Origin of the sequence: Bdellovibrio bacteriovorus (genome assembly GCF_025558485.1) — a bacterium.
Taxonomy (GTDB): domain Bacteria; phylum Bdellovibrionota; class Bdellovibrionia; order Bdellovibrionales; family Bdellovibrionaceae; genus Bdellovibrio; species Bdellovibrio bacteriovorus_G.
In genome coordinates this window covers 55,677-68,805 of sequence record NZ_CP102930.1, presented here as the reverse complement: position 1 = coordinate 68,805, position 13,129 = coordinate 55,677, and the positions used below count along the sequence as shown (strand labels likewise).

At 49.7% G+C, this 13,129-nt stretch carries 13 protein-coding genes; 8 read left to right on the top strand and 5 right to left on the bottom strand.

What is annotated here, in order from left to right:
- Positions 1-55: 55 nt before the first annotated feature.
- Together EZJ49_RS00350 and EZJ49_RS00345 are read right to left on the bottom strand one after the other, a co-directional pair.
- Positions 56-1,492, bottom strand: coding sequence for a catalase (locus EZJ49_RS00350; RefSeq protein ID WP_262553397.1), 1,437 nt, complete (start codon positions 1,490-1,492; stop codon positions 56-58).
- A gap of 4 nt (positions 1,493-1,496) precedes the next feature.
- Positions 1,497-1,988, bottom strand: a complete 492-nt coding sequence (locus EZJ49_RS00345; RefSeq protein WP_262553396.1) for an ankyrin repeat domain-containing protein — start codon at positions 1,986-1,988, stop codon at positions 1,497-1,499.
- Between the two features lie 151 nt (positions 1,989-2,139).
- Here EZJ49_RS00345 and EZJ49_RS00340 point away from each other — a divergent pair, with 151 nt between their 5' ends.
- The 3 genes from EZJ49_RS00340 to polA all read left to right on the top strand — a co-directional run bounded on the left by EZJ49_RS00340 (position 2,140) and on the right by polA (position 5,500).
- A complete protein-coding gene (locus tag EZJ49_RS00340) occupies positions 2,140-2,445 on the top strand; it encodes a septum formation initiator family protein (protein ID WP_262553395.1) in 306 nt (101 codons plus the stop codon).
- Positions 2,446-2,544: 99 nt separating this feature from the next.
- Positions 2,545-2,844 carry an XRE family transcriptional regulator gene (locus EZJ49_RS00335; protein WP_262553394.1) on the top strand — a complete coding sequence of 100 codons (300 nt, stop codon included), beginning with the start codon at positions 2,545-2,547 and terminating at the stop codon, positions 2,842-2,844.
- A 64-nt stretch (positions 2,845-2,908) separates the two neighbouring features.
- Positions 2,909-5,500 (top strand): DNA polymerase I, encoded by a 2,592-nt coding sequence (gene polA, locus EZJ49_RS00330; RefSeq protein ID WP_262553393.1) that lies wholly within the window; start codon positions 2,909-2,911, stop codon positions 5,498-5,500.
- Positions 5,501-5,525: 25 nt separating this feature from the next.
- Here polA and EZJ49_RS00325 read toward each other — a convergent pair whose 3' ends face one another.
- The gene (locus EZJ49_RS00325; RefSeq protein WP_262553392.1) at positions 5,526-6,164 is read right to left on the bottom strand and encodes a hypothetical protein; all 639 of its coding nucleotides are present in this window, start codon (positions 6,162-6,164) and stop codon (positions 5,526-5,528) included.
- A gap of 103 nt (positions 6,165-6,267) precedes the next feature.
- Between EZJ49_RS00325 and EZJ49_RS00320 the strand changes: the two genes are divergently transcribed.
- Complete coding sequence (locus tag EZJ49_RS00320; protein ID WP_262553391.1) at positions 6,268-7,251, top strand: flagellar basal body-associated FliL family protein; 984 nt, start codon at positions 6,268-6,270, stop codon at positions 7,249-7,251.
- Here EZJ49_RS00320 and EZJ49_RS00315 read toward each other — a convergent pair.
- On the bottom strand, positions 7,241-8,470 hold the full coding sequence (locus tag EZJ49_RS00315) for a sigma 54-dependent Fis family transcriptional regulator (protein ID WP_262553390.1): 1,230 nt from the start codon (positions 8,468-8,470) through the stop codon (positions 7,241-7,243). The genes EZJ49_RS00320 and EZJ49_RS00315 overlap by 11 nt on opposite strands.
- Before the next feature lie 170 nt (positions 8,471-8,640).
- On the opposite strand from EZJ49_RS00315, the gene yihA reads away from it, so the two are divergent.
- From yihA to EZJ49_RS00295, 4 genes are read left to right on the top strand one after another with little or no spacing between them, the layout of a single operon-like run.
- Positions 8,641-9,231, top strand: a complete 591-nt coding sequence (yihA, locus tag EZJ49_RS00310) for a ribosome biogenesis GTP-binding protein YihA/YsxC (protein WP_262553389.1) — start codon at positions 8,641-8,643, stop codon at positions 9,229-9,231.
- The gene (kdsB, locus tag EZJ49_RS00305) at positions 9,228-9,971 is read left to right on the top strand and encodes a 3-deoxy-manno-octulosonate cytidylyltransferase (RefSeq protein WP_262553388.1); all 744 of its coding nucleotides are present in this window, start codon (positions 9,228-9,230) and stop codon (positions 9,969-9,971) included. Before yihA ends, kdsB begins: the two co-directional genes overlap by 4 nt.
- Positions 9,971-11,632 (top strand): CTP synthase, encoded by a 1,662-nt coding sequence (locus EZJ49_RS00300; RefSeq protein WP_262553387.1) that lies wholly within the window; start codon positions 9,971-9,973, stop codon positions 11,630-11,632. The genes kdsB and EZJ49_RS00300 overlap by 1 nt, the downstream gene beginning before the upstream one ends.
- A gap of 13 nt (positions 11,633-11,645) precedes the next feature.
- Entirely contained in the window at positions 11,646-12,626 is a 981-nt protein-coding gene (locus tag EZJ49_RS00295; RefSeq protein ID WP_262553386.1) for an SIS domain-containing protein, read from the top strand.
- Here EZJ49_RS00295 and EZJ49_RS00290 read toward each other — a convergent pair.
- Positions 12,623-13,102: a low molecular weight protein-tyrosine-phosphatase gene (locus EZJ49_RS00290; protein WP_262553385.1), complete on the bottom strand. Its 480-nt coding sequence runs from the start codon at positions 13,100-13,102 to the stop codon at positions 12,623-12,625. The two genes, EZJ49_RS00295 and EZJ49_RS00290, sit on opposite strands and share 4 nt — an antisense overlap.
- Positions 13,103-13,129: the final 27 nt, after the last annotated feature.

Sequence of the window (13,129 nt, the reverse complement as noted above, 5' to 3'; positions counted from 1 at the left end):
GCCGAAAAAGAATTTTTGAAATTAGAAGCCCTGCGGGTTATACCGCAGGGTTTTTTTATTTCAGGCCGAGTTTGGCGGCGATGCGGGTGCCGTAGTCCGGATCACATTTGGTGAAGTGGGTGATGTTCCGGCGTTGCAGGTCTTCGGGGATGGATTTCATGGTGCCTGCGATGTTCGTTGTCAGGCGGTCCTTTTCTGCTTCGCTGAGGATACGGTACAGGTTTCCAGCCTGTGTGAAGTCGTCGTTGTCCTTATGGGAGTCATGACGATCCAAAGTGCCTGACAGCGCCAATGGTGGTTCGCGGAAGGACTTGTTTTGGACAGGGCCTTCGAAGCCATTGGGCTCATAGTTGTCAGCCCGTCCGCCATTGCCATCAAAGCGCATGGCTCCATCGCGGTGATAAGCATTCACTTCAGAATGCGGACGATTCACTGGCAGATACTGATAGTTCACACCCAGACGATAGCGTTGAGCATCGGGATACGCGAACAGTCGCCCTTGCAGCATCTTGTCCGGAGAAAACCCCACACCCGGTGGCACATTGCTTGGTGAAAATGCGGCTTGTTCCACTTCGGCAAAATAGTTTTCAGGATTGCGGTTGAGTTCTAATACACCGACATCTATCAGTGGGAACTCCTTGTGTGGCCAGATCTTTGTTAAGTCGAACGGATCAAAGCGGAACTGCTCTGCCTGGCGTTCGCTCATGATTTGTATCTTTAATGCCCACTTGGGGAATTCTCCGCGTTCGATGGCTTCAAACAGATCGCGTCCGGCATAGTCAGGATCAGTCCCGGCCAGTTCCACTGCTTTTGCCACAGACAGGTTTTTAATCCCTTGCATGGATTTGAAGTGGAACTTCACCCATACGCGTTCATTCTGTGCGTTGATAAAGCTGAACGTGTGGCTGCCATAGCCATTCATAAAGCGATAGCCATCTGGAATACCCCGGTCGCTAAATAAAATGGTGATCTGGTGAAGCGCCTCAGGGGCATTTGCCCAATAGTCCCAAATGCGGAAGGCATTTTTATAGCCGGTTTGGGGATCGCGTTTTTGAGAATGGATAAAGTCCGGGAATTTCAAAGGATCACGCTCAAAGAACACGGGCGTGTTATTCCCCACGATATCCCAGTTGCCTTCTTCAGTATAAAACTTCAAAGCAAAGCCGCGCGGATCGCGTTCGGTGTCGGCCGAACCTTTTTCACCTGCCACGGTTGAAAAGCGCAGAAAAGCGGGCGTCTTTTTGCCGATGTCAGAAAAGATTCTGGCCTTGGTGAAGCGAGTGATGTCGTGAGTGACCGTAAAGGTGCCGTAAGCTCCAGAGCCTTTGGCGTGCACCACGCGTTCAGGGATGCGCTCACGGTTGAAGTGGGCCAGCTTTTCAATCAAATGGTAGTCCTGCAAAGCCACGGGGCCACGCGGACCGGAAGTCAGGCTGTGCTGGTTTTCAGAAACAGGAATACCTGCGGATGTTGTCAGTGTTTTTTTGTTCATGGAATTAAGCTCCTTTGGTTGGCAGTGAAAAAAGTTTCATCATGGCTGAAATTCGGCGAAAGAAACGGGGGCGAACGGTGCGGTATCCGGTGTCAAGATCTGCCAGCAATGCTGCGACTTCGTGGCGTCCGAAGGCTTCGGCAAAGGTCAGTGCGGTTTGACCCTTGGGATTCACAGCCAGAGGATCAGCCCCGGCGCGAAGCAACTGCTGGACAATTTGTTTGTGCCCTTTGAAAGCTACACCCATTAAGATCGTATTTCCGGAATCATCGCGGGAGTTCACATCGGCATGGCAGGAAATTAAAAGACTGACCAGAGGCAACTGCCCATTGTAGGCCGCCAGCATCAGAAGGGAATGGCCCTTATGGTTGCGCAAGTTGGGGTTTCCCAGATTTTCCAAATACTTTAAAACTTCAGAATAATGTCCCTCGCGCACAGATGCGAAGATGGGATCTTCGGTTTGTGCTGTTTTAAGATAGTCGGACCATGTTCTCATAACACCTCTCTTGCAGTTAAGATCGGTGATTTTTGACAATAAATCGAATTGATAAGATTCATATTATATATTGATTTTATCTATAATAATGAGGCAGGACCTAGGCTTCGGTCCTGTAGCCACAAACCCAAGATCTGGCTAGAATAAATCCATGTCTTACACTCAGTTTGCAGTAGGTTTACGACGTTTTCTAAACAGCCCCACAAAAGTGGCAATGGCCTGCCTTACCGTCTTTTCCATCTCTATCGTGGTGAATGGGAATGCCTTTCGTTTATGGGGGCTGCATCGCGATTTCGATCGTATTACCTTTGAGATTCAGCAAACGCGTCAGAACATTGCGGCCTTGTCGGGTCAGCTTAAACAAGCCAAGGACCCGTCCTTCATTGAACGCCAGGCTCGCGATAAATTGGATTTGGCTGGCGAACACGACCTTGTCTTTGTTTTCCCTGAACAATAGTCTGTGACCTATCGCATTATCGAGTGCAAACCGCCTACAATAGAAATAGTATTCCTGCTCTATTAGAGGATACTTTTTTAAGTGAATCTAGGGGTTTATATGCTTGAGAATCAAAATCTTGATTGGAATAAAGAATCTCTTCACGATCTGCGCCTGCGTTTAGGCTGGAGCCGCTCTGATCTTGCCCGTCGTTTACACTGTTCATCTGAAGATGTTGAAGCTCTTGAAACTGGCCATCGTTCTATCGAGGGAGCCTTGAAGGGACAGTTGGAAATCCTTCGTCGTCAGGCTGAAGCCTGTTGCGACGAAGTGATGTGCATGCCTGCGGCTGAAGCAGAGCTGGACAAAACAGCCTTGGAACAAATCGACTTTGCCCGCGTGAAAGCCGACTTGGAATAAGCATCAAGCATCGACATTCAGGCCTCTGCGGTGTAGATCTTAGGTTTTACATCGGGAGGTCTCTATGAAAAAACTCTACCTCATTGACGTCAGCGCCATGTTCTTCCGCGCTTACTACGCGATTCGTCCGCTGTCGTCTCCGTCAGGCCTTCCGGTCAATGCCATTTATGGCTTTCTGTCGATGATCATCAAGCTACTGAAAGAGGAAAAGCCAGAGTATCTGGTGTTTTGCTATGATCGCAAGGAACCGTCTTTCCGTAAAACTATGTATGATGCCTACAAAGCTCACCGCACGGAAATGCCGGACGAACTGGCGCAGCAGATTCCGTACATTAAAAAGTTGGCGGATCTTTTGGGCGTTCCATCCTTTGAAGTGGAATCTTTCGAGGCCGACGACATTATAGGAACTGCTGCAAAGTGGGGACGTCGTAACGACATGGAAGTTTTCATTGTCAGTGGTGATAAGGACTTCGGGCAGTTGGTCGAAGATCACATTATCCTGTACGACACCATGAAAAACGTCCGTTACAATCCCCAGGGGGTCTTTGAAAAATGGGGCGTGCGCCCGGATCAATTCATAGACTATCTTGCCATTGTCGGGGACACCTCTGACAACGTGCCCGGCGTAAAGGGCATTGGTGAAAAAGGCGCGATCAAGCTGCTGGAGCAGTTCAAGCATGTCGAGGATATTTATGAAAATATCGACACGGTTGAAAGTAAAAGTGTGCGCGAGAAACTGATTGCCTCCAGGGAAAATGCCCTGTTGTCCAAGAAGCTGGTTACAATCTCTTTGGATGTGCCGATGCCGAATGACCTGGATGCCTACAAGTTAAAGCCTTTCCATACCGAAGAGCTGAAAGCCCTGTTGCATGAACTTAATTTCAAGAGCTTTGAAAAAAGTTTGTTTGGAACTGTTTCTGAAACGGCTCCGGCAGTGCCACCGGCTGCGGCTCCAAAGGAACTGGTGACGACTCCGGCGGCAGGGGCCATCATTGCGGTCGCGGAAGATGTGACACCGACGCTGGTGATTGCCAAAGAGGATCGAAGCTTCACAGAAAAAAGCCTGAACACCCGGGAGCTTGCGGAAGTTCTGACGGAAAAGCAGGATCTCTGGGGCTTTGCAGACGCGCGTGGAGTTTTTGTCGGGACTGCGACTGAAGTTATTGAAGTTCCTGATTTTGATTTTTTAGGCAGGCTGACGGACACTTTTCAGGTTCAATGGCATGGTTATGATTTGAAAAACTTCTGGCATAAAATCGGGGCTCGCACACCGACAGCGGCATGGGATTCCCAGTTAGCGGCCTACGTTTTAAAGGCCGGGGATACCTCTGATTTTGGCAAAATCTATACACGCTTTATGGCGGATGTTTTGCCAGAACTGGCATCGCCCGCGTATTTGTACAATGCCCATTTGAATTTTGCGCAAACTCTGCAACATCAGTTGCAAAACGTGCAGGGTGAGAAAGTTTATCGCGAACTGGATCTTCCTTTGGCGCGTGTTTTACTGTCGATGGAACGTTACGGGGTTCGTATCGACAAGGATTTACTGGCGCAACAAAGTGCAGATCTGACCGGGGAAATTGCGAGTCTGGAAGAAAAAATCCACGCGGCAGCCGGAGAGGCCTTCAATGTCGGAAGTCCAAAGCAGCTGGGTGTGATTCTGTTTGAAAAGCTGGGCTTGCCTGTCGGGAAGAAAACCAAAACAGGGTATTCCACCGATGAAGAGGTTTTGCAGGGGCTGGATCATCCAATAGCCAGACTGGTTCTAAGCTGGCGTGAGCTTTCCAAGCTGAAATCCACCTATGTGGATGCTTTGCCGACGATGATTGATCCCAAGGACGATCGTGTTCATACAAGCTTTAACCAGGCTCTGACAACCACGGGGCGACTTTCTAGCACCGCGCCAAATCTGCAAAATATCCCGATCAGAACCGAACGGGGACAGCAGGTGCGCAAGGCCTTTATTGCAGCTCCGCGCATGAAACTTCTTTCTGTCGATTATTCCCAGATTGAATTGCGTATTCTGGCACATATTTCTGAAGACCCGAATTTGTGCAAAGCCTTTGCGGATGATTTGGACATTCACGCGGCGACGGCGGCGGAAGTCTTTGGAGTGCCCTTGAAGGAAGTGACATCAGAACATCGTCGTTCGGCCAAGGCCGTGAACTTCGGTATTGCTTACGGGCAGGGGGCTTTCGGTCTGGCAGAAAATCTGGGGATTTCCCGAACCGAGGCCAAAGACATCATCGAACGCTACTTCAGTCGTTTCAAAAATGTGCGCGAATACATTGATGGTACAGTGAAAGCAGCCCATGAAAAGGGCTATGTTGAAACACTGTTTGGGCGTCGCCGTTACATTGACGAACTTAATTCCAAGAATATGGCCATGAAAAAGTTCGGAGAGCGTGCAGCCATCAATGCGCCGATTCAGGGAACGGCCAGTGATCTGGTTAAAAAGGCCATGATTGAGGTCTTTGAGCAGGTTCCGGTGCGTATGCTGTTGCAGGTGCACGATGAATTGATCTTTGAGGATTTTGAGGAAAGCCTGAAAAAGCACACGCCACAATTAGTGTCGATCATGGAAAATGTAGTGAAGTTGAAAGTGCCATTAAAAGTGAACTATGCAATCGGGGACAACTGGGACGAGGCCCACTAAGGTGGGCCCTTTGCGGTAAGGGAGGCTATTCCGTTTCCCAACCCACGACACGGCCGCCTTCGAAGTAAACATATCGCGTTTCTTTGCGATAGCCTTCGGGGGCGGAAACAAACTTCTGATATTTCCAGCGTTCGTTCTTATAGATTGGGTTGCCGGAAACCTCCACACTCATCGGATCACCCCAAGAGCGTTTAACATAATCCTGAGGCATTCCCACGGCGATATCCTGTGTTTCGATCAGCCCCTTCATTTCCTCTTGCGGGGCTTGGGCGCGACTCCAGACATTATTGCGATTGATCCATTGCTGACGGCCTTCGATGGACGGCACGGACAGGAAATCAATTTTTTCTGCATCATTTTTCAGCCAGGGCAGAATCTTGGAATACTGTTCGCGTTCTTTGCGCGAGGACAGGCTGCGTTCCAGCTGACGAACCTGCTGACGGTCGCGGATTTCCTGCAAGTCTTTGCCGCTAAGGTTGGTGGGATTTTTTCCCAGTTCGTAAGCCGTTTGACGTGTCTGGCGGTCATAGGTGCCACGATCGGCGTCGTCACTGTAACGGATGTCCTGTGGACTGCCGGCATATCCACTTTCGGTGGAACGGTGGAAATTTGCACAGCCGGACAAGGCCATTGAGGCCACAAATAGCGAAATCAATACTTTCATTGAAAAGCTCCTACCCTTTAATGCTAGCCGATGGACTTCTGTTTATAAATTGTTCTTGCGGCGTATTTGGTTCCTTCCTTACAATCGTCTTGGGGGATTGCATTTGGCTGAGCAGGAAAACACGACCAAAGTAGAGGAAGAGATCAAGGACGGAGCCCCGGAAGCGGAAGGCGAAGACCTGATGTCTTTGGAGTCCTTGGACTCGGTGCTGGCGGAAGAAGATCCTGAATTTGCCCAGTCGCTAGGGGAAATTGGCCCTGATGTGGAAGGTGCCGGTGAAATCTACGAAGAAGGCCTTGAGCTGGAATACACTCTGGCTGAAGAGGAAAAGTTATGGCAGACCGCCACAGGGGTGCGCGCGAAGCTTTTAAAAGCGTTTCCGTTTCTTCCCCGAATTTCCTATAAAATAAAAATGAAGCGCACAGTGATGCGCTTAAGTTTCAGAAAGTTTAAAGAACAGGCGCGCCATCGTGTGGTTAACGCCGGACCACTGACTGTGGCGTGGTTAAAGTCGCTGATGGTCGGGCTGAAAAAAAATCTGGGTGCGGGGACTGCGGCTTTCAAAAGTTACTCACTGGTAAAAAAGCTGATGTTTGTGGTTCTGATTGTCGCGACGGGGGCCGCAGGCTTTGTTCTGTACCGGGTCGGCACCAAGGGTTTACTTCCGCACAGTGAAGATCTGTTTGTGCGTTCTTTGGCAGACTGGTCATCGCAAAAATACCAATATGATCCCAAGACTGAAACAGAACCTTTTTACGACTCCACGCGGGCCGCCCAGAATATTTTCCTGATGAAACGCATGGTGGTGAATCTGCGTCGCTCGGGAGAGGCTGGCTCCAATCCTATGGGCGCATTCGAGTTCTATGTGGAAGGCGCGGCCTCTGATGTCGTTGTGGAAATCAAAGACCGCGAAGCGGAAGTGGAGGATTTGTTCCTAAGGACGATCGAAGAGATGACATTCGATCAGGTATCCTCAGCTGAAGGGAAGCAGGCGCTTTGCGATCGTCTGCGTAAAGAGGTTAACAAGGTTCTGACGAAGGGGTACGTTCGTCGTATCTTCATCAAAACCGCGATCGTTAAACCTTAAAATTGGCCAGATCGATATTGTAATATTTCAAGCGGTCATGCAGAGTGCTTTTCGGCATCCCCAGATCCTGGGCTGTTCGTCGCTGGTTGCCGCGATTGGCCTCCAGACGTTTTAAGATCATCTGCTTTTCAATCTCTTTGATCACGGGGATGTCATTGGTGACGCGTTCCTCGGATTTTTCCAAAAGTGTTTTATCCAGAAGTTTTTCAATGTGGTTTTCCGTGATGTGTGTGCGTGGATAAAGGGCTGCCGTGCGGCTGACCAGATTTTTAAGTTCACGGATATTCCCCGGCCACGGATGTTTTTTCAAACGGACGATGGCGCCGTGAGAAAAGCGCACGCGCATCTTTTTGGCAAAAGAATAAAGCAGTTCTTCAAAATCCTCCATGCGCAAAGACAAGGCCGGTGGGGCGATGGTGACGACATTCAGACGGAAGTACAAGTCGGCGCGGAACAGGCCCTCGCGGATTTTTTGTGCCAGATTCTGGTGAGTGGCGGCGATGATACGCACATCGGTGCGCACGTTGCGGTCAGCCCCCACAGGACGAATTTCATTATTTTCCAAAGCTCTTAGCAATTTGGCCTGCAATCCATAGGAAAGATCCCCGATTTCATCCAGAAATAAAGTCCCGGCACGGGCCGCTTCAAAAGCCCCTTTACGGTCACTGATGGCTCCGGTAAAGCTGCCTTTGATATGGCCAAACAATTCACTTTCGATCAGGGTTTCGCTGAGGGCGCTGCAATTGACGCTGACAAAGGGGCCTTTACAGCGAGAGCTTTCTTCGTGCAGGGCATGGGCAATGACATCTTTACCCGTGCCCGACGGCCCAAGAATCAGCACCGGGAATGCGGTTTGGGAAACATTCGACAGGGCTTGTAGTTCCTCATTCCAGACTTCATTGCGGCTGGTGACGGGGAAAGGTCTGTTGGTTTGTTCCTGTGTCAGGAATAGAAACTCCTGATCACCGATGCGAATCACATCGCCATCGTTCAGGTAGGCTTCCATCACGCGGGCATCATTGACGAAGGTGCCGGCGGCGGAACGCAGATCGCGAATCAGATAGGATTGATCTTTCTTTTCGATACGGGCGTGGCGGTCGGCAATGTCGATTCCCGAAAGCGGGAATTGGCAGTTGGAATCCTTACCCAAGGTGGAAAAATCCTGAAGACTGAGTGTTTTTCCGTTTTCATCCATCGTTTTCAAAAAGGCTTGTGACATGGGGTCTCCTGCTTAAAAAATGTCCAGCATGAGTGCCGGGTTTGATGCTTTGGGCCTTTTCAAGTCTCTGGCCGGGCTGGGCTCAAATATAAGCGGGGCTCGGGGTTTTTCGACTCACCAGATTATCGGGCAGGGGACTTGATTCCGAGAATTGAGAAAAGGGGGGAGCTTTGATAGTCTTAGCTATGCCAAAGACGATTCAATTTATCAAAAGCGCCGTTCTGGAAAAAGATTTCCCTGTTCACCGAAAAGCAGAAGTAGCCATCGCTGGTCGCTCCAATGCCGGAAAATCGTCTTTCATCAATGCTCTGACCAAAAATAAAATCGCCAAAGTCAGCTCCACGCCGGGTAAAACACGTTTGCTGAATTTCTTTGATTTGGATCAGTCCTATGTTCTGGTGGATATGCCGGGGTATGGATTTGCCGCGCGTTCCGGTGATGAAATGCGTGAATGGCATCGCATGATTGAAACTTATCTGATGAACCGTGAAAACCTGCGCGGTCTGGTGCTGGTGATGGATATTCGCCGGGCATGGACACAGGATGAAGAACTGCTGAAAGAGTTTTCGGAAAGGCGTGGCTTCCCTTTGGCTGTCGTGTTGACCAAGGCTGATAAGATGTCCCGCAGTCAGATGTTGCAGGCGACAGCAAAAATCAAAAAGACTTCGGGCCTGAGTGCGGTATTCCCGGTCTCTTCTTTGAAAAAAGAAGGCCAGGATGCGGTTGAAGAATATATTTACGAAAACTGGGTAAAAGAATGAAAATTGTTGGCGTGATTCCCGCTCGTTTTGGCTCCACACGATTCCCCGGAAAACCTCTGGTGAACTTGAAAGGCCGCCCCCTGATTCAGTGGACGGTGGAAGGAGCCAGGAAGTCCCGACTTCTGAGCGAGGTGATTGTCGCCACCGATCACGAAGGCATCAAGGCTGCTGCGGAAGCTGTTGGCGTCAAAGTTGTCATGACGGACAGTGATTTACCGACAGGCAGTGACCGTATTCATGCGGCGATCAAAGATGTGGCTTGTGATGTTGTTGTTAATATCCAGGGCGATGAACCGCTGGTCACAGGTGATCTGATTGACCGTCTGGCACAGGTGTTTGTTGATGATCCGAAGATGGACATGGCAACCCTGGCACATCCGATTTCTAAAGAAGAACTGCACTCTGCGAATTCCGTCAAGGTCGTGCTGAACAACCGTGACGAGGCCTTGTATTTCAGTCGTTACGCTATTCCGTATTCACGGGTTTTGGCGGACGAGTTGGGAACCTGGGATGGCTGCCTGAAGCATATTGGCATGTATGCTTATTCCAAAAATTTTTTAAAGCAGTTCTGTGAAGCTCCTCCGGCCCTCATTGAAAAAGCCGAGAGTCTGGAGCAGCTTCGCGCGCTGTATTTAGGTGCAAAAATCAAAGTTATCAGAGTCAAGGAAGCCAGTATCGGGGTGGATACTCCCGAGGACTTGGCGCGACTCGAAAAACTCTTAAGCTCACAGGGGATGTAATGGCGAAGAGAAAGACAACCACCAAGGTTTCAACGGCAAAGTCCACGAAGAAGGCTTTGAAACAGAAGTTTATTTTTGTCACCGGGGGTGTTGTTTCCTCGATTGGCAAGGGGCTGACAGCAGCAAGTCTTGGGGCTTTGCTGGAAGGCCGTGGTCACAAAGTGACTATTATGAAATTTGATCCTTATTTGAACGTGGACCCCGGCACAATGTCGCCGTTGCAACACGGTGAGGTGTATGTCACCGAAGATGGCGCGGAAACGGATCTGGATCTGGGGCACTACGAGCGCTTTACCTCGGCGCTGATGAATCGATCCAACTCGGTGTCCACCGGACAGATTTACGATACAGTTTTAAATCGCGAAAGACGCGGGGATTATCTGGGGGGAACTGTTCAGGTCATCCCGCATATCACTGAAGAAATCAAAGCACGCATCTATGAAGCGGCTCAAGGCAGTGAAATTATTCTGGTGGAAATTGGTGGCACCGTCGGGGATATCGAAGGTCAACCGTTCCTGGAAGCCATCCGTCAGATGCGTAACGATGTCGGTCTGGAAAATTCTGTGCTGGTGCACGTCACCTATGTACCGTATATCGCAGCCGCCGGAGAACTGAAATCCAAACCCACGCAGCACTCGGTGAAAGAGTTGCGTGAAATCGGTTTGCAGCCTGATTTCCTGGTTTGTCGCAGTGAAAAAGTCATTGATGACAATCTGAAGGCCAAAATCGGATTGTTCTGTTCTGTAAAACCTGAAAATGTCATTGCGGCTCAGGACAGTCGCTTTATTTATGAAGTGCCACTGTCTTTGCATAAAGAAAAGCTGGATGAACTGATCATTGCGCGTCTGGGGCTTTCCGCTGGCAAGTTGAATTTAAAAGGCTGGCAGAATCTGGTGAAGATTTTGGGGAACCCGGCTCATACTGTGAAAATCGGTGTGGTTGGAAAGTATGTGGATTTGAAAGAATCCTACAAGTCCCTGCATGAATCCCTGGTGCATGGCGGGGTTGCCAACAATGCCCGTGTGGAAATTATCTATGTCGATTCCGAAAATGTGACCGATAAAACTGTCAATTCCCTGTTGGGGAAAGTGGACGGAATTCTGGTGCCGGGTGGTTTTGGGACCCGCGGTGTGGAAGGAAAAATCACGGCGATTAAGTTTGCCCGTGAAAAACGCATTCCGTTCTTCGGTATCTGTTTTGGCATGCAGTTATCAGCAATTGAATTTGCCCGTAACGTCTGTGGGATCAAAGATGCCACCAGCCGTGAATTCCATGCGGAAAACAAGCGTAGTGGAAACTTTGTCATTGATTCCATGGTTGAACAGCGAGGTATCGTCAACAAAGGCGGAACCATGCGCTTGGGGGCTTTTCCTTGCGCGATTGCTTCCGGCACGCGAGCGCATCAGGTGTATAAAAGTTCCTCCATTATGGAACGTCATCGTCACCGTTTTGAATTCAACAACAAGTACAAGGCTTTGTTTGAGAAAAATGGCATGGTGGCTTCCGGTATCTGTAAAGAACGTGATCTGGTTGAAATTGTGGAGCTGCCGGATCATCCTTGGTTTGTGGGGGTGCAATTTCATCCGGAATTCAAATCCAAGCCTCTGGCTCCACACCCTCTCTTCGTGCACTTTGTAAAAGCCAGCTTGAAGAAGAAGTAAGAAAGGTTTTTCTATGTCTAAAGTTATTCAGCAGGCTTTAAAAGTTTTGGATGTCGAAGCTCAGGCCATTCTGGCGTTGAAAGAGCGTATCGGTGCCGACTTTGAAAAAGTGGTGCAGATGATTAAAGCCTGTGATGGAAAAATTGTTCTGACCGGGATGGGTAAGTCCGGACAGATCGCACGCAAACTGGCCAGCACTTTTTCTTCGACAGGGACACCAGCGGTGTTTCTGCATCCGGCGGAAAGTTCTCATGGGGATTTGGGGCTGGTGGAAAATAATGATCTGGTGATGGCCTTGTCTTATGGGGGGGAGTCGCCGGAATTTGCGGGCATCCTGCGTTTTGTGAATCGCAAAGGGATTCCTTTGGTGGCAATCACCGGGAAACCAGAGTCCTCTTTGGCTAAAGCCGCCCAAGTGACTTTGAATGTTCATGTGTCTGAAGAGGCTTGTCCGTTGGGACTGGCCCCTACGGCAAGCAGTACCGCGACGCTGGCAATGGGTGATGCCATTGCCATGGCTGTGATGGCGGAAAAAGGTTTCAGCTCTGACGACTTTGCTGAATTCCATCCGGGCGGTAGTCTGGGTTATCGTCTGCTAACCCGTGTTCGCGATGTGATGCACGGTGGGGAGGCTTTGCCAACAGTGACGTTGGATACGCCGGTTCGTCAGGTGTTCTCGATCATGACTCATAAGGATGTTCGTGGTGCTGCAGGTATTGTGGACGAAAAAGGGGATCTGGTTGGGGTTATAACGGACGGGGATATTCGTCGCCGTTTGGAAAAATCCAATGATCCACTGACGGGAGTGGCCAAAGATCTAATGACCACAAATCCACGAACGATTGATGCCAATGAACTGGCTGAAAAAGCCTTGTTTGTGATGGAACAGTTCCAAATTCAAATGGTCTTCGTATTGGATAAAGAATCCGCACAGCCGCGCAGGCCCGTGGGGATTTTGCATATTCAGGATCTTTTGCGCGCCAAAGTTCGCTAGATCTTATCGCTGCGGTCGAGGAGTCGTTCAAACAAACCCTCGATCGCGTCTTCCAGAATATCAATCACTTCATCAAAGCCGTCGGACCCGCCATAATAAGGGTCCGGAACGCCTTTGTGTTTTCTTTCAGAGCAATACTCTGTAATCAGGGATAATTTTGAAAGCAGAGCCGGGTCCGGGCAGATGCGTTTCATGAAATCCAAATTGGAAGAGTCCATCGCCAGAATCCAGTCAAAGTCATAAAAGTCGGACTCCCGAATTTGCCGGGAAACGCTGGTCAGGTCATAGCCGCGACGACGGGCATGCAGAATACTGCGCGGATCGGAAGATTCCCCGTCATGCGCGCCGGAGGTTCCGGCTGAGTCAGCCACCCAAGGCAGATCTTTCTGGCGAATAAGATGTGCCGCCACGGCTTCCGCAGTAGGGGAGCGACAGATATTTCCTAAGCAGACAAAGAGTAACTTTTGGCTTTTCATTTAAAAGATTTTAGGGCTATTATTGGA